This is a genomic window from Streptomyces sp. NPDC039430, from assembly GCF_055639435.1.
Window position 1 is genome coordinate 414,373 of the sequence record NZ_JBVKAK010000004.1, and the last position, 15,825, is coordinate 430,197.

Genomic DNA, 15,825 nt, shown 5'->3' on the forward strand with positions numbered 1-15,825 from the left:
GTGAGGGAACCAAAGCGGAATTGTGCGGGCCCTGTCAAGGTCTAGACCAAGTCAGTGACTGACGGGCCGTCCGTTCCCTTTCGTTCACGGCGGTTCGTCCCCGGACGTTCAACCGGCGTTCCGCTGACGGCCGTCCAACAGGCCGTCTGTTTCCGGCCGTTCAGGGATGCGACCGGGCGAGCGTGGAGGCCCGCACCACGAGTTCGGGCTGGAGGACGATGCGCCGGTGCTCGTGGCGCGCGGCGTCCTCGCCGGTCTCCTCGATGAGCAGATCCGCCGCGGCCCCGCCCAGCCGGAAGGCCGGCTGACGTACCGACGTCAGCGGTACGGCCGCGGCCGACGCGAACTCTATGTCGTCGTAGCCGACGAGGGCGATGTCCTCGGGCACCCGTATTCCGGCGTGGTACAGCGTCTGGAGCACGCCCAGCGCGAGCAGGTCGTTGGCACAGAACACCGCGCTCGGCCGGGACTCCATACCGAGCAGCCGTGCCCCGGCGTCCCGTCCCGCCACGACATCGAGCCGCGCGGCCTCGACATGGCGGAGCGCCTCGGGCGGCAGTCCCGCCGCCGCGAGGGCGAGCAGCGCGCCCTCGCGGCGGTTCCGGCACTGCGCCAGATGCATCGGCCCGCTGACGTACACGATCTCCCGGCAGCCGCGCCGCAGCAGATGGCGTACCGCCAGGGCGCCGCCGGCCACGTCGTCGACGGAGACCGAACAGCCGTCCGCGCTCGGCACGATGCGGTCGACGAGGACGAACGGGATGCCGTGGCGCCGGAACGCGTCGAGATTGCGTCCGCTCATATCGGCCGGGGTGACCAGCACGCCCCGTACCTGCTGCTCGGAGAAGAGATGGAGATAGGTGGCCTCCTCCGCCGGGCTCTCCGCGCTGTTGCACAGCATCACGCCGAGCCCGGCGGCGCGGGCGGAGCGCTCCGCGCCCGAGGCGACCGCGACGAAGAACGGGTTGGCCATGTCGAGTACGAGCATGGCCAGAATGCGGCTGCGGCCCGCGCGCAGCTGGCGCGCGGACTCACTGCGCACGTAGCCGAGCCGTTCGATGGTGGACAGGACACGCCGGCGGGTCTCCTCGGTCACGGACTCGGGGCGGTTGATCACATTCGAGACGGTGCCCACCGAGACACCGGCCGCGCCGGCCACGTCCTTGATTCCCACCGGACGGCGCATCAGACGGAGACCTCCACGAGCTCCAGGCCGGTCAGCCCGGACAGCGCGCGCAGGTCCGGCAGCAGTGCGCCGGTGGCCAGCGCCCAGTGATGGCCGACCCCGCTGGCGCTCCAGGCGTCGGTCCACTCCCCCGGGTCGCAGCCGAAATCGACACGCGAGGTGGTGTTGCCGATCTCCAGATGCGGGCCGGGGACGACCTCGCCCTCGGCGGCGACCAGCCGGTAGCGGCCGTCGCGGCTCTGTCCGAGCCCGACCAGCGTGACGGGTCCATGCCGTACGTCGAACTCGACGGAGACTCCCCAGCCGCGCTTGCCGTGGTAGACGCCGAGCCCGCGCAGCAGGGGCTTGCGCGCGCTGATGGCGAGATGTCCGGGTCCGTCGTGGCCCATCTCGACCACTCCGGCCGTGAAGTCCAGCGCCTGGAGTTCGGTGAACGAGCCGCCGGCGCCGAGCCGGTCCGCGATCAGCATGGCCAGGGAGGTGCGCAGTTCGTACTCGCCACAGGCCGGGATGGAGCGTGCGGTGAGCAGCGAGGAGCCGAGGATCATGCCCGCGCCGAGCCGTTCGTGGACCTCGGCGTCGAGTCCGCGGTGGTAGTACGCGAGCGAGTCCAGGTCGAAGTCCTCGACCAGCCGGTCGAGGCCGACGGCGACGCGGGCCGCCCAGCGGAGGTCTTCCTCGACCACGGAGTCGGCGAGTGTGAACACCTCGCGGGTCTCGTCCAGTTTCGCGGTGAGGTCGGCGTCCTTGACCTGCTCCACCCGTACCCGCAGATCATCGAATTCGACGACCTCGACATGGCCGCCGAGCCGGCTCGGGACCATGGTGAGGTCGGTGGAGACGTCGTACATCCCGGGGTAGAGATGGCCCATCAGACCGTGCCGGCCGTTGCGCAGCACCGAGCGGACCCCGGCGGCCCGGATCCAGCGGCCGATGCGCTGCCAGGCGCGCTCGTCCTCCAGATGGCCGGAGACCGAGCGGAACGGCACGCCGACGCGTTCGAAGGCGTTGGCCATCTCCGGCAGGGGACAGGCACCGCAGTACGCCAGCCACTGTCCGGTGTCGAACGAGGCGTGGTCCATGGCCGGGCTGGGCTGGAGGTTGATCAGCAGGACGGGCGCACCGCTGCGCTGTGCGATGGGCACGAGCATCGTGGCCGTCATATAGGTGGTGAGGAAGCCGACGATCAGGTCGCAGTCGGCGGCGCGCAGTTTCCCGGCGGCCTCGGCGCCCTCCTGGGCGTCGGAGATGAAGCCGACGTCGATGACCTCGGCGTCGAACTCCCTCATCCGTACGGTGACACGGTCCGCGGAGCGCTGGAGTTGCGGGAGCAGGTCGGGGAACTGCGGCCAGTAGGCGCCGAGTCCCCCGGCGACGAGGCCGATCCTGGGTTTGCGGGCGACGGCGGGAGTGCGTGCGTTCATGGCGATTCCTTCGTGCCTCTGGACGGGTGGTGCTTCAGGACGGGAGCCGGAAGTCGATGACCCGGAGGGGCGAGGGCGTGGTGCCGGCCGGCTTCCGCTGATACATGAACGAGAGAACGCCGTCCTGGGCGACGCGGGTGCCGTCCACGACGACCTCGCCGAAGGCGTTCGGCGCCGCGGCGGACCCGGAGCCGCCGGTGGTACCGGCGGTGCTCCGCCGGCCGCACTCCGTCAGGGCCCGGAGCATGGCCGGCCGGACGGCGGCGTGCCGCTCGCGGTACTCGGCCGCGCGGTCCTCGCGGACCTTCAGCGGAGAACAGACGCGTCGCACGGAATACCGCCCGCTCAGAAGTCGAACCTGTCGATGTTCCGCTTGTCGAAGACGGTCGGCTCGCCGAGGATGATCTCGCCGTCCTTGCCGATGGTGTACTCACCGAGCTTGCCCGCCTTGAACTTCTCGCCCTCGGCGCCGGTGATCTGGCCGGAGGCGAGGGCCGCGGCGGCGTACGAGCCCAGATAGCCGAGCTCTTCCGGGTTCCAGAGCGAGAACTGTTCGACGGTGCCGTCCTTGACGTATTTGCGCATCTGGTTCGGGGTGCCCAGACCGTTGAGCACGACCTTGCCCTTGTACGAGGAGTCGCCGAGGTAGCGGGCCGCGGCGGCGATACCGACGGTGGTGGGCGAGATGATGCCCTTGAGGTCGGGGTACGCCTGGAGCAGGCCCTGGGTCTGCTGGAAGGACTTCTGGTCCGCGTCGTCGCCGTACGCGACCTTCACGAGCCGCATGTTCTTGTACTTGGGCAGCTTCAGCTCGTCCTTCATGAACTCGATCCAGGTGTTCTGGTTCGTGGCGTTCTGGGTGGCCGAGAGGATCGCGATCTTGCCCTGGTATCCGATCTGTTCGCCCAGGTGCTGGACGAGGCTCCGGCCTATCTCCTCGGAGCTGGCCTGGTTGATGAAGAGCTGGCGGCAGTCCTTGGCGGTGTCCGAGTCGTACGCGACGACCTTGATGTCCTTCTTCATGGCCTGTTTGAGCGGGCCGCACACCGCGTTGGGGTCGTTGGCCGCGATCAGGATGGCGTCCTGGCGCTGCTGGATGAGGGTGTTGATGTACGAGACCTGGGAAGAGGCGCTGGCGTCGGAGGGGCCGACCTCCTTGCCGGTGGCGCCGTACTCCTCGGCCGCGGCGATGCCCGCCTCGTCCACGATCTTCTCGTACGGGTTGTTGATCTGCTTCGGCAGGAACGCGAGCTTGAGCCCCTTCTTCAGGGGCGCGTTCGGGTCGGCCTTCGCCGCGGTGCCCGCGTTCGTGGTGTCCTTCTTGGCGCTGTCCTTGGTGGTGCCGGAGCAGGCGGTCAGCGCGACGGCGAGGGCGCAGGCGGTGGCGGCGGTGGCGGCCGCGCGGCGTCGGACAGCGGTACGGATGATCATGGCGGGCACGTGCCTTTCGGGAGTACGACGGGCTCGGGGAGGTACGGGGGGCGAGGGGTACGGGATGTGGCGGGATGAGGCGGCTCAGGACTCGGGCGCGGCGCCCGCCGCGCGCCGGTGCCGTCGTTCGATCACGGTGGCGATGACGCGCGGGGTGAGGACGGAGGCGACGAGCAGCAGTCCGGTCACGATCACCTGGACCTCGTTCGGCACATCGTTCAGCGTCAGCAGGTTCTTGAGGACTCCGATGAGCAGCACCCCGGCGACCGCGCCGAAGAGCGTGCCCTTGCCGCCGTCGAAGTCGACGCCGCCGAGCAGGACGGAGGCGATGACGAGCATCTCGAAACCGAGACCGTTGTCGGCGCGGGCGCTGCCGTAGCGGAGGGTGAAGACGATCCCGGCGAAGGCCGAGAAGACCCCGGTGACCACGAAGAGGATCAGCTTGAAGCGCTTGACCCTGATCCCGGCGAAGTAGGCGGCCTCTTCCTGCGCGCCGATCGCGAACAGCGACCGTCCGAAGGCGGTGGAGTGCAGCAGTACGGCGGTGGCCACGGCCAGCGTGATGAACAGGGCGATGGGATAGGTGATGAAGGTGCCGGGGATCGTGGTGGTGTCCACGGCCCAACTGGCGTACGTCTGGGGGAAGTCGGTGACGGCGTCGCTGCCCAGCGCGACCGAGGCGAGCCCCCGGTAGAGGGCGAGGGTACCGATGGTGACGGCGAGCGAGGGCAGGCCGACGCGGGTGACCAGCCAGCCGTTGAGGAGCCCGCCGGCGACTCCGGCCAGCAGGACGACGGGCACGATCAGCTCGAACGCCCAGCCCGCGTTCCACAGGGCGCCGGTCAGCGCGCTGCCGAGACCGAGCATCGAGGCGACGGACAGATCGACCTGTCCCGCCACCACCAGCAGGGTCATGGGCAGTGCGATCAGGGCGACTTCCGCGATGTCGTTGAAGGCGAAGGCGAGGTTCTCACCGGACGCGAAGCCGTCGGTGGTGCCGAGGCCGACGACGAAGACCGCCACCAGCAGGGCGCCGACCGCCGTGTCCCAGCGCAGCCCGGCGGACTTGACGAGCTCGCCCGCCGTCGTGGCGCGGGGCGCGTGCGTCGTGGCCGGTGGCCGCGGCGCGGTCTGTGTGTCAGGCGCCATTCCCATGTCGGGCGCTCCTCTTCCTCAGGGCGGCTGTCATGCGCAGGGACACGATCCGGTCGACGGTGATGGCCGCGAGGAGCAGTGCGCCGGTGATGGCGCCCTGCCAGAACGAGTCGACCTTCAGGACGACCAGCGCGCTGCCGATGGTGGTGAGCAGCAGCGCGCCGAGCGCGGCTCCCCAGACCGTGCCGGTGCCGCCGGTGATGGCGACGCCGCCGACGACCACGGCGCTGACGACGGTCAGTTCCCAGCCGTGCGCGTTGTCGGCGACGACGGTGCCGAAGCGTGCGAGCCACAGGGCGCCGGCGAATCCGGCCACGGCGCCGGAGAAGGCGTACGCGCCGAGGATCCGGCGGCGGATCGGTACGCCGGCCAGCCGGGCGGCCTCGGGGTTGGAGCCGATCGCGTACAGCTCGCGTCCCGACCGGTAGCCCCGCAGGTAGTACGCGGTGGCGGCGAGCAGGGCGAGGGCGATCAGCGGCAGATAGGGGACGCCGAGGACACTGCCGCTGCCCAGGCCGAGTATCGGGTCGGGGACGTCGTTGGCGCTGATCTGCTCGCCCTGCGCCCACCAGTAGTCGAGGCCCTGAATGATGTAGAGCATGCCGAGGGTGACCACGAGCGCCGGCACCCTGCCGAAGCTGACCAGGGCGCCGCTGACCAGTCCGCAGACGACACCGAGGGCGATGCCCAGCAGCATGACGGTGAGTACGCCGTGATCGGTGCCGGCCACGAACTTGCCGCAGGCGAAGGCGGAGAGTCCGACGACCGAGCCGACCGAGAGGTCGATGTTGCGGGTGACGACGACCACGGACTGGCCGACGGCGAGCAGGACCAGAATGGAGGCGTTGAGGAGAAGGTCCTTGACGCCCTGGTCGTCGAGGAAGCGCGGGTTGGCGATCCAGGTGCCGAGGACGAGCAGCGCCAGCGCTCCCGCGATGCTGATCTCGCGGGCCCGGAACACGGCGTCGACGAGCGAGCGCGCCGAGCCGTCGTCCTTGGTGCTCGTGGTGGGTTTGTCCATCAGGGTGGTCATGCCGCCGCCCTCTCGTTGCGGCCGGTGGCGGCGGCCATCACGGCTTCCTCGGTGGCTTCGGCGCGCGGGATCTCGGCGGTGAGCCGGCCCTCGTGCATCACCAGCACCCGGTCGGCCATGCCGAGCACCTCGGGCAGGTCCGAGGAGATCATGAGGACGGCGAGCCCCTCCGCGGCCAGGGAGGAGAGGAGCCGGTGCACCTCCGCCTTGGTGCCGACGTCGATCCCGCGGGTGGGTTCGTCGACGATGAGTACGGCCGGTTCCGTCGCCAGCCATTTGGCGAGGACGACCTTCTGCTGATTGCCGCCGGAGAGTACGCCGACGGGGTCGGCCAGGCGGTTGTACTTGAGCTGGAGCCGTACGGCCCAGTCCGCGGCCCGGCCGCGCTCCAGGACCCGGCGCACCATGCCGCCCCTGCCGAGCCGGCCGAGTCCGGTGAGCGCGATGTTCCGTTCGATGGACATGTCCATCACCAGTCCGCGCTGTCTGCGGTCCTCGGGGACGAGCGCGAGTCCGGCGTCCATCGCGGCGGTCGGTGAACCGGCCGGAAGCGACTGTCCGTCGACCACCACCTCCCCGGCGTCCGCCCGGTCGACGCCGAAGACGGCCTGGGCCACCTCGCTGCGGCCCGCGCCGACGAGTCCGGCCAGGGCGACGATCTCGCCCCTGCGCACCTCGAAGGAGATGTCGCGGAACACCCCCTCCCGGGTCAGCCGGCGCACGGACAGGGCGATCTCCCCGACGTCGGCGGACTGTTTGGGGTACAGCTCACCCAGATCCCTGCCGACCATGGAGCGCACGAGATCGTCCTCGCTCAGTCCGGCCAGCGGTTCGGAGGAGATCCAGCGGCCGTCGCGCAAGGTGGTGACCCGCTGGCAGAGCGCGAAGATCTCCTCCAGGCGGTGGGAGATGAACAGGATCGCGGCGCCCTCGGCCCGCAGGGTCCGTACGACGGAGAACAGCCGGGCGGTCTCACTGCCCGTCAGGGCGGCGGTGGGCTCGTCCATGATGAGGACGCGCGCGTCGAAGGAGAGCGCCTTGGCGATCTCGACGATCTGCTGGTCGGCGATGGAGAGTCCGCGGGCGGGCCGGTCCGGGTCGAGCTCCACGCCGAGGCGCTTCATCAGGGCCGCGGTGGTGTCCCGTACGGCCCTGTGGTCGATACGGCCGAGCGCGCGCCGCGGCTGACGGCCCATGAAGATGTTCTCGGCGATCGACAGATCGGGGAAGAGCGTCGGCTCCTGGTAGATGACGGCGATACCGGCGTCCCTGGCGTCGGCCGGGCCGTGGAAGACGACGGCCTCGCCGTCGAGCACCACCTCGCCGGCGTCGGGCCTGTGCACCCCGGCGAGCGTCTTGATGAGGGTCGACTTGCCCGCGCCGTTCTCCCCCGCGAGGGCGTGTGCCTCACCGGGGAACAGCTGCAGGGAGACGTCCCGCAGGGCCCGTACGGCGCCGAAGGACTTGCTCACATCCTTGAGGGCCAGGACCGGGGCGGGGCCCGTGGCGGGCTGGTTCATGAGGGGCTCCTCAGCGGTGGGGACTCGGGGCACGACCCGCCGTGAAAGGTTTCAATGAGGTTGCACGGAAGCTAAACGGCCACTACCGACGGCGTCAATGGGCTGTGCGCGACATTTTCCGTTGAATCCGAGGGGCACGCTGGTGTCGGTCAAGGCGGTGCGGAAAGGGTTGACACGCACCGGGGACTCCCATAACTTCACCGCGATGAAACGATTCATAAGGAATCGCTGCACCGACTCGCCCGCCGAGTCCGCACCACGGGAGCGCTGAGAGATGACGGGTCGATCCGCCGTGTCCGCTGTGAAGAACGCGCTGAAGTCACAGGCTGTCGAGACGCCGTCGTGGGCGTTCGGGAACTCGGGCACCCGCTTCAAGGTGTTCGCGCAGCAGGGCGTGCCGCGGACTCCACAGGAGAAACTGGCGGACGCCGCCCGGGTGCACGCGCACACGGGCGTGGCTCCCACGGTCGCCCTGCACATCCCCTGGGACCGCGTGGACGATTACGGCGCGCTCGCCGCCGAGGCGCGCGAACTGGGCCTGCGTATCGGGGCGATCAACTCCAATGTGTTCCAGGACGACGACTACAAGCTGGGGTCCGTGACCCATCCGGACGCCGCGGTCCGGCGCAAGGCCCTGGGGCATCTGCTGGAGTGCGTGGACGTCATGGACGCCACCGGCTCCCGCGATCTGAAGCTGTGGTTCTCCGACGGCACCAACTACCCGGGCCAGGACGACATCTCCGCCCGCCAGGGCCGGCTGGCCGAAGCCCTCGCCGCGGTGTACGAGCGGCTCGGCGAGGGGCAGCGGATGCTGCTGGAGTACAAGCTGTTCGAACCCGCCTTCTACGCCACGGACGTCCCGGACTGGGGCACGGCGTACGCGCACTGCCTCAAGCTGGGCGAGAAGGCCCAGGTCGTCGTCGACACCGGACACCACGCGCCGGGCACCAACATCGAGTTCATCGTCGCGCTGCTGCTGCGCGAGGGAAGGCTCGGCGGCTTCGACTTCAACTCCCGCTTCTACGCGGACGACGATCTGATGGCGGGGGCCGCGGACCCCTTCCAGCTGTTCCGGATCATGTACGAGGTGATCAAGGGCGGTGGGTTCACCGCGCGGACCGCGTTCATGCTCGACCAGTGCCACAACATCGAGGAGAAGATCCCCGCGATCATCCGGTCGGTGATGAACGTCCAGGAGGCCACGGCCAAGGCGCTGCTGGTGGACGCGGACGCGCTGGACGCGGCGCAGCGCTCCGGCGACGTCCTGGCGGCGAACGCGGCGCTGATGGACGCCTTCAACACCGATGTGCGCCCGCTGGTCGCCGAGGTCCGTGCCGAACTGGGCGCGGACGCCGACCCCGTCGCCGCCTACCACGCCTCCGGCTACGGCGAGAAGATCGTCGCCGAGCGGATCGGCGGCACCCAGGCCGGCTGGGGAGCCTGAGCGCTCACCCCGTACCCCCGCCCTTGCGAAGACCGCACCTCACAGAGGGACATGATGACCGACCAGCCCCATATCCATCCTGTGGCAGCTCAGTTGCTCGACCGTTCGCACCGTCTCGGCGCCGATCCACGCAACACCAACTACGCGGGCGGCAACACCTCGGCCAAGGGATCCGCCACCGATCCGGTGACGGGCGACGAGGTCGAACTGATGTGGGTCAAGGGGTCCGGTGGCGACCTGGGCACGCTCACCGCCGGTGGGCTGGCAGCGCTGCGCGTCGACCGGCTGCGCGCGCTGACCGGGGTCTACCCGGGTGTGGCGCGCGAGGACGAGATGGTCGCCGCGTTCGACTACTGCCTGCACGGCAAGGGCGGGGCCGCCCCGTCCATCGACACCGCGATGCACGGGCTGGTCGACGCGCCGCATGTGGACCATCTCCACCCCGACTCGGGGATCGCCCTGGCCTGCGCGGCCGACGGCGAGAAGCTGACGGCCGAGTGTTTCGGCGACACCGTGGTCTGGGTGCCCTGGCGCCGCCCCGGCTTCCAGCTGGGCCTGGACATCGCCGCGGTCAAGGAGGCCCATCCGCGGGCGATCGGCTGTGTGCTGGGCGGCCATGGCATCACCGCCTGGGGCGCCTCTTCCGAGGAGTGCGAACGCAACTCCCTGCACATCATCCGTACGGCCGAGACGTTTCTCGCCGAGCGGGGCACGCCCGAGCCGTTCGGCCCCGTACAGCAGGGGTACGAACCGCTGCCGGAGGACGAGCGGCGGGCCAGGGCCGCGGCGCTCGCCCCGCTGATCCGCGGTCTCGCCTCCACCGACCGGCCCCAGGTGGGCCACTACACGGCCACCGAACCGGTCCTCGACTTCCTCTCCCGCGCGGAGCATCCGCGGCTGGCGGCCCTGGGCACCTCCTGCCCGGACCACTTCCTGCGTACCAAGGTCCGCCCGCTGGTCCTCGATCTGCCGGCCGGCGCGCCGCTGGAGCGGGTACGGGAGCGGCTCGCGGAGCTGCACACCGCGTACCGCGAGGAGTACCGGGCGTACTACGAGCGGCACGCGTCGCCCGACTCGCCGCCGATGCGCGGCGCGGACCCGGCGATCGTGCTGGTGCCGGGCGTGGGCATGTTCTCGTTCGGCAAGGACAAGCAGACCGCCCGGGTCGCCGGGGAGTTCTACCTCAACGCCATCAATGTGATGCGCGGCGCCGAGGCCGTCTCGTCGTACGCGCCGATCGAGGAGTCCGAGAAGTTCCGGATCGAGTACTGGGAGCTGGAGGAGGCCAAACTGCGCCGGATGCCGGCCCCGAAGGCGCTGGCCTCCCGGGTGGCGCTGGTGACGGGCGCGGGCTCCGGGATCGGCCGGGCCATCGCGCACCGGCTGGTCGCCGAGGGCGCCTGTGTGGTGGTCGCCGATCTCAACACCGGGAGCGCGACGGCGGTCGCCGACGAACTGGGCGGCGCGGACAAGGCCGTCGCGGTGAGCGTCGATGTGACCGACGAGGAGCAGATCAAGGCCGCGTTCGACGCGGCGGCGCTCGCCTTCGGCGGGGTGGACCTCGTCGTCAACAACGCCGGTATCTCGATCTCCAAACCGCTGCTGGAGACCACGGCCCGGGACTGGGACCTCCAGCACTCCATCATGGCGCGCGGCTCGTTCCTGGTGTCGCGCGAGGCGGCCCGGGTGATGACGGACCAGGGCTTCGGCGGTGATCTCGTCTATATCGCCTCCAAGAACGCGGTGTTCGCGGGCCCGAACAACATCGCCTACTCCGCGACCAAGGCCGACCAGGCCCATCAGGTACGGCTGCTCGCGGCCGAGCTGGGCGGCCTCGGCATCCGCGTCAACGGCGTCAACCCCGACGGGGTGGTGCGCGGCTCCGGGATCTTCGCGGGCGGCTGGGGCGCGCAGCGCGCCGCGGTGTACGGCGTGGCGGAGGAGAAGCTCGGCGAGTTCTACGCGCAGCGGACGATCCTCAAACGGGAGGTGCTGCCCGAGCATGTGGCCAACGCGGTGTTCGCCCTCACCGGCGGTGAGCTGAGCCATACGACGGGGCTGCACGTGCCGGTGGACGCGGGGGTCGCGGCGGCGTTCCTGCGCTGACGTCACGGCGGAGCGGGCCGGGCCGCGGGCATCGGTCCGGCCCGCCGCGCCGCCCGTACCCCCTCCCCGCCGCTCCCGCTCCCCGACGTCCTCAGCTCCCGCTGTTCGTCTCCCCCCGCTGTTCGACGAGTTCCGACGAGGTCAGCCGTGCCGCCCACCGAACCGCTCCCCTTCGCCGCCGTCGACCTCGGCGCGTCCAGCGGCCGTGTCATGGTCGGGCATGTCTCCGGCCGGGGCACCGGGGCGCTGCGCCTGGCGGAGGTCCACCGCTTCCCCAACCGGCCGGTACGGACCAGAGGCACGCTGCACTGGGACATCCTGTCGCTGTACGGAGGCGTGCTGGACGGACTGCGGGCGGCCGGCGCGGCGGCGGGGCGCGCGCCCGCGAGCATCGGGATCGACACCTGGGCCGTCGACTACGGGCTGCTGGACGCCTCCGGCGCGCTGCTCGGCAACCCGGTGCACTACCGGGACACCCGTACCGAGGGCGAGGCGGCGAAGGTCGGCGCGGTGCTGTCGCCGTCCGCGCTGTACGAGGCCACGGGCCTCCAGCATCTGCCGTTCAACACGCTGTACCAGCTCACCGCCGCGCACGGCAGCCCGGCGCTCGGCGCCGCGCGCCGGCTGCTGCTGATCCCCGATCTGATCGCGTACTGGCTCACCGGGGAGGAGGGGACCGAACTCACCAACGCCTCCACCACCCAGCTCATCGACCCCAGGACCCGGGAGTGGTCACGGTCCGTCGCCGAGGCGCTCGGCATCGATCTGACACTCTTCGCGCCGCTGCGCGGTCCGGGCGATCCGGCGGGACGGCTGCTCCCGGAGGTGCTCGCCGAGACCGGGCTGACCGGCCCGGTGCCGGTGACGGCCGTCGGCTCCCACGACACGGCCTCGGCGGTCGCCGCGGTGCCCGCCTCCGGCGACCGGTTCGCCTATGTCGCCACCGGCACCTGGTCCCTGGCGGGCCTGGAGCTGGACGCCCCGGTCGTCACCGAGGAGAGCAGGCGCGCCAACTTCACCAATGAGCTGGGCGTCGACGGCACGGTCCGCTATCTGCGCAACATCATGGGCCTGTGGCTGCTCCAGGAGTGTCTGCGGACCTGGGAGGCCGAGGGCGCGCCGCAGCGGCTCGACCGGCTGCTGGGCGAGGCCGCGCAGGTGCCGGGGCTGCGGTCGTTCGTGGACGCCGACGATCCGGCGTTCCTCGCGCCCGGCGGTATGCCGGACCGTATCCGGGACGCCTGCCGCCGTGTCGGAGGACCGGCGCCGCGGACTCCGGCCGAGGTCACCCGCTGTGTCCTCGACTCCCTGGCGCTCGCGCACCGCGGGGCGATCGAGGACGCCCAGCGGCTGTCGGGCCGCGCCGTGGACACCGTGCATGTCGTCGGCGGCGGCGCCCACAACGAACTGCTGTGCCGGCTCACCGCGGACGCCTGCGGGCTGCCCGTCGTCGCGGGTCCCGCCGAGGCCGCCGCGCTCGGCAACGTACTCGTCCAGGCGCGTGCCGCGGGCGTCGTCCGGGGCGGTCTCACCGAACTGCGCGCCCTGCTCCGCGCCACGCTGGAGCCGCGCCGGTACGAGCCCACCGGGGACCGGGCAGGCTGGGACCGGGCCGCCGCGCTGCTCGCCGGGGAGGGCGCGCGGCGCTGATATGTCTCCGGGTGGACCTGCCTGAGGGGACATACCTGTGGTGACATGCCTCTGGGTGATATATCCGGCGGGGCCCCGTCCCCCGTTAGGATGGTCCACTCGGTCAGGGGAACCAACGAGATGTGACAGAACGGGCAGGACGCGTGGCGCAGACGGTCGGTATCAAGGACGTGGCCCGGCTGGCGGGGGTCTCGGTCGGCACCGTCTCGAATGTGCTCAACCGGCCCGAAAAGGTGTCGGAGCACACCCGCGTGCGGGTACGGGCGGTGATAGACCAGCTGGGATTCGTGCGGAGCGAGACGGCGCGGCAGCTCAGGGTCGGTACCAGCCGCATTCTCGCCATCCTGGTGCTCGACATGGCGAACCCGTTCTTCGTCGCCGTCGCCAAGGGCGCGGAGCGCGCGGCGCGGGAGGCGGGGCTCGGGGTGATGCTCTGCAACAGCGCGGGCAGCACGGCCGAGGAGGCGGAGTATCTGGCGCTCTTCGCCGAGCAGCGGGTGCGGGGGGTGCTGCTCACCCCGGCCGACGCGACCGGCGCCAACGTACGGGACTTCGCGCGCCGGGGCATTCCGTTCGTCCATGTCGACCGGGCGGTGCCCGCCGCCGAGGGGTGCTCCGTATCGGTGGACGACGTGGCCGGCGGCGCGCTCGCCGTCCGGCATCTGCTGGCGGCCGGGCACCGGTCCGTGACGTACATCAGCGGCCCGATGTCGCTCCCCCAGTGCCGGGACCGCCGTACGGGCGCGCTGGCCGCCCTGCGCGAGGCGGGTCTGCCCGAACAGGCCCTGCGGCAGGTCGAGTCGGCGCGGCTCGACGTGGCGTCCGGTATCGACGCGGGGGCGCGGCTGCTGGGTCTCGCCGACCGCCCCACCGCCGTCTTCTGCGCCAACGACCTGCTGGCGCTGGGCGTGTTGCAGGCGATGTATGGGGCCGGGGTGGATGTGCCGGGCGATGTGTCGATCGTCGGCTACGACGACATCGAGTTCGCGGCGGCGGCCGTCGTACCGCTCACGTCCGTACGGCAGCCGGCCGCCGCGATGGGACGGGCGGCGGCGGAGATGCTGATGGACGAGACGGGCCCGGACGCGGAGCGTCACACGCATCGTTCCGTCGTCCTCCAGCCGGAACTGGTGGTGCGCAGTTCGACGCGGCGCCTGGGGCGCTGAGCACGTGACGGCCGTCGGCGGGTGGTGAGGGTGCGGGGTGAGAATTCCCCCGTCCGTGTCACGGCCGGGCCTTGGGTACGGGCCGTCTCCCTCTGATCACGCCGCGGAAGGAGTACCGCGTGGTTACGGGGCCGGACAACAGTCCTGGGCATGGCGCCCTGTGGCCCCGCACCTCGAATCGGGCCTGCGGCGGTGGGATCAGGCGGGCGCGGCGTAGCAGCGGACGGTGACCGTCTGCCCCGGAGCCCAGCGCTGTTCGACGACGGCGAGCAGGCTCCAGCCCATGCGTTCGTAAAGTGCCGCCGCGGCGGCGTCGGTTGACACCACGTCCAGTACGGGGTGCAGACCGCGCTGTCTGGCCTCCCTCGCCGCCTGGGCCATGAGCAGGGCGCCGATCCCGTGACCGCGCACCGAGGGGTCGACGAACAGGCGGCTCACCACGGCGGTTTCATGGATGGTGGTGCCGGCGCGGTTGCTCCAGAGCGCGGGGGCCACATCGCCCTCGCCCGCCGGGCAGAGAGCGAGATGGCCGACGATCCGGCCGTCCAATTCGGCTACCCAGGCGTCGAGTTGGACGGGCTGGGCGAGCCAGCCCATGGGGTGCTCGGGCCAGTTCACCGGGTATCCGTCGCTCTTGTGCACCTCGGCCAGGACCCGCACACACGCGTCGAGGTCATCCCTGCCGCGACGCCGGACATCACACATGGGGATGTCATCGGCCGTAGGCATAGTCTGTCGATTCACCGAACCATGCAACCACAGACCGGTGGCTTTCCTCCTCGGGTCCAACGGCCGAACGACAGTGGAACGGGCAGGGAACGGGCTCCGAAACCGCTCTGTTTAAGCCACAGTTGGCTCAAGACATGGTCAACAGATCACCAAGTGAAATCGTTGGCCAAGGCTGTCACGGATAGTCTCCGGCCGTGATATTGAGCAGACACACACAGAGACCCCCCATGTCCACGGGAACACCTCGCAGGACGCTGCTTCGCGCGGCCCTCGCGGGAACCGCCGCCACCGCGGGCGTGACGCTCGCCGCGCCCGCCGCGGGCGCGTCCGTCACCCGTACGAGGAACGCCCGCCCGGCAACCCCCGAGCAGGCGCTCCATGAGCTGTCCGAGGGCAACAAGCGCTGGCGAACCTTCCGCCAGCAGCACCCGCACGAGAACGCGACCGTGCGGCAGTCCCTGGTGGCGAGCCAGCATCCCTTCGCCGTCGTGCTCGGGTGCATCGACTCCCGGGTGGCCCCGGAACTCGCCTTCGACCAGGGCCTGGGCGACCTGATGACCGTACGGTCGGCCGGCGAGGTCCTGGACGAGGCCGTTCTCGGCAGCATCGCCTACGGCGTGCTGGAGCTGGAGATCCCGCTGGTCCTTGTCCTGGGCCACCAGTCGTGCGGCGCCGTCGCCGCGGCGGTCGAGGCGGACGAGACCGGCGAGCGGCTGCCGTCCCACATACAGTATCTGGCCGACCAGATCAAGCCCGCCATCGATCACACCCAGCAGGGCGACGCACGCGTAGACGCCACCGTCAGTGCCAACGTCAGGATGATCCGCTCCCGCCTCGCCGCCGAGCCCGACCTCGCGGCCAAGGTGTCCGCGGGCAAGCTGGCCATCGTCGGTGCCCGCTACGAGCTTTCCAACCAGTTGGTCCACCAGATCGCCTGACCGGCTCCCCGCGCCGCCACTCGATCGTTCCCTGACCGGGGCT

Annotated in this window: 13 protein-coding genes; 5 read left to right on the forward strand and 8 right to left on the reverse strand. The window is 70.9% G+C overall.

The genetic code is table 11. From position 1 onward, the window contains the following. Positions 1-160 precede the first annotated feature (160 nt). The 7 genes from ACZ7LS_RS13655 to ACZ7LS_RS13685 all read right to left on the reverse strand — a co-directional run bounded on the left by ACZ7LS_RS13655 (position 161) and on the right by ACZ7LS_RS13685 (position 7,749). Positions 161-1,186 carry a LacI family DNA-binding transcriptional regulator gene (locus ACZ7LS_RS13655; protein ID WP_385129823.1) on the reverse strand — a complete coding sequence of 342 codons (1,026 nt, stop codon included), beginning with the start codon at positions 1,184-1,186 and terminating at the stop codon, positions 161-163. Next, positions 1,186-2,610, reverse strand: coding sequence for an arabinose isomerase (locus ACZ7LS_RS13660; RefSeq protein WP_382529306.1), 1,425 nt, complete (start codon positions 2,608-2,610; stop codon positions 1,186-1,188). The genes ACZ7LS_RS13655 and ACZ7LS_RS13660 overlap by 1 nt, the downstream gene beginning before the upstream one ends. A gap of 34 nt (positions 2,611-2,644) precedes the next feature. Continuing rightward, the gene (locus tag ACZ7LS_RS13665) at positions 2,645-2,941 is read right to left on the reverse strand and encodes an L-rhamnose mutarotase (protein WP_385129825.1); all 297 of its coding nucleotides are present in this window, start codon (positions 2,939-2,941) and stop codon (positions 2,645-2,647) included. Between the two features lie 14 nt (positions 2,942-2,955). After that, positions 2,956-4,041, reverse strand: a complete 1,086-nt coding sequence (gene rhaS / locus ACZ7LS_RS13670; RefSeq protein WP_382529351.1) for a rhamnose ABC transporter substrate-binding protein — start codon at positions 4,039-4,041, stop codon at positions 2,956-2,958. Between the two features lie 84 nt (positions 4,042-4,125). Then, positions 4,126-5,196, reverse strand: a complete 1,071-nt coding sequence (locus ACZ7LS_RS13675; protein ID WP_385129827.1) for an ABC transporter permease — start codon at positions 5,194-5,196, stop codon at positions 4,126-4,128. Then, on the reverse strand, positions 5,180-6,229 hold the full coding sequence (locus tag ACZ7LS_RS13680) for an ABC transporter permease (RefSeq protein ID WP_382665694.1): 1,050 nt from the start codon (positions 6,227-6,229) through the stop codon (positions 5,180-5,182). Before ACZ7LS_RS13680 ends, ACZ7LS_RS13675 begins: the two co-directional genes overlap by 17 nt. After that, on the reverse strand, positions 6,226-7,749 hold the full coding sequence (locus tag ACZ7LS_RS13685) for a sugar ABC transporter ATP-binding protein (protein ID WP_385129829.1): 1,524 nt from the start codon (positions 7,747-7,749) through the stop codon (positions 6,226-6,228). The genes ACZ7LS_RS13680 and ACZ7LS_RS13685 overlap by 4 nt, the downstream gene beginning before the upstream one ends. Before the next feature lie 274 nt (positions 7,750-8,023). Between ACZ7LS_RS13685 and rhaI the strand changes: the two genes are divergently transcribed. The 4 genes from rhaI to ACZ7LS_RS13705 all read left to right on the forward strand — a co-directional run bounded on the left by rhaI (position 8,024) and on the right by ACZ7LS_RS13705 (position 14,115). After that, positions 8,024-9,193 carry an L-rhamnose isomerase gene (rhaI, locus tag ACZ7LS_RS13690; protein ID WP_382529321.1) on the forward strand — a complete coding sequence of 390 codons (1,170 nt, stop codon included), beginning with the start codon at positions 8,024-8,026 and terminating at the stop codon, positions 9,191-9,193. A gap of 54 nt (positions 9,194-9,247) precedes the next feature. Continuing rightward, positions 9,248-11,299, forward strand: coding sequence for a bifunctional aldolase/short-chain dehydrogenase (locus tag ACZ7LS_RS13695; protein WP_382665737.1), 2,052 nt, complete (start codon positions 9,248-9,250; stop codon positions 11,297-11,299). 147 nt (positions 11,300-11,446) lie between these two features. Further along, positions 11,447-12,949, forward strand: a complete 1,503-nt coding sequence (locus ACZ7LS_RS13700; RefSeq protein WP_385129831.1) for a rhamnulokinase — start codon at positions 11,447-11,449, stop codon at positions 12,947-12,949. A gap of 143 nt (positions 12,950-13,092) precedes the next feature. Beyond that, on the forward strand, positions 13,093-14,115 hold the full coding sequence (locus ACZ7LS_RS13705; RefSeq protein ID WP_382529325.1) for a LacI family DNA-binding transcriptional regulator: 1,023 nt from the start codon (positions 13,093-13,095) through the stop codon (positions 14,113-14,115). A 198-nt stretch (positions 14,116-14,313) separates the two neighbouring features. Here ACZ7LS_RS13705 and ACZ7LS_RS13710 read toward each other — a convergent pair whose 3' ends face one another. Then, positions 14,314-14,844, reverse strand: coding sequence for a GNAT family N-acetyltransferase (locus ACZ7LS_RS13710; RefSeq protein WP_382877620.1), 531 nt, complete (start codon positions 14,842-14,844; stop codon positions 14,314-14,316). 227 nt (positions 14,845-15,071) lie between these two features. On the opposite strand from ACZ7LS_RS13710, the gene ACZ7LS_RS13715 reads away from it, so the two are divergent. After that, the gene (locus ACZ7LS_RS13715; protein WP_382665703.1) at positions 15,072-15,782 is read left to right on the forward strand and encodes a carbonic anhydrase; all 711 of its coding nucleotides are present in this window, start codon (positions 15,072-15,074) and stop codon (positions 15,780-15,782) included. Positions 15,783-15,825: the final 43 nt, after the last annotated feature.

Excerpts from the sequence above, each read along its gene's own strand:
- ACZ7LS_RS13655 (WP_385129823.1), bottom strand. The coding sequence starts at position 1,186 with ATGCGCCGTCCGGTGGGAATCAAGGACGTGGCCGGCGCGGCCGGTGTC.
- ACZ7LS_RS13695 (WP_382665737.1), top strand. The coding sequence starts at position 9,248 with ATGACCGACCAGCCCCATATCCATCCTGTGGCAGCTCAGTTGCTCGAC.
- ACZ7LS_RS13675 (WP_385129827.1), bottom strand. The coding sequence starts at position 5,196 with ATGGGAATGGCGCCTGACACACAGACCGCGCCGCGGCCACCGGCCACG.
- rhaI (WP_382529321.1), top strand. The coding sequence starts at position 8,024 with ATGACGGGTCGATCCGCCGTGTCCGCTGTGAAGAACGCGCTGAAGTCA.
- ACZ7LS_RS13715 (WP_382665703.1), top strand. The coding sequence starts at position 15,072 with ATGTCCACGGGAACACCTCGCAGGACGCTGCTTCGCGCGGCCCTCGCG.
- ACZ7LS_RS13685 (WP_385129829.1), bottom strand. The coding sequence starts at position 7,749 with ATGAACCAGCCCGCCACGGGCCCCGCCCCGGTCCTGGCCCTCAAGGAT.
- rhaS (WP_382529351.1), bottom strand. The coding sequence starts at position 4,041 with ATGATCATCCGTACCGCTGTCCGACGCCGCGCGGCCGCCACCGCCGCC.
- ACZ7LS_RS13680 (WP_382665694.1), bottom strand. The coding sequence starts at position 6,229 with ATGACCACCCTGATGGACAAACCCACCACGAGCACCAAGGACGACGGC.
- ACZ7LS_RS13710 (WP_382877620.1), bottom strand. The coding sequence starts at position 14,844 with ATGCCTACGGCCGATGACATCCCCATGTGTGATGTCCGGCGTCGCGGC.
- ACZ7LS_RS13660 (WP_382529306.1), bottom strand. The coding sequence starts at position 2,610 with ATGAACGCACGCACTCCCGCCGTCGCCCGCAAACCCAGGATCGGCCTC.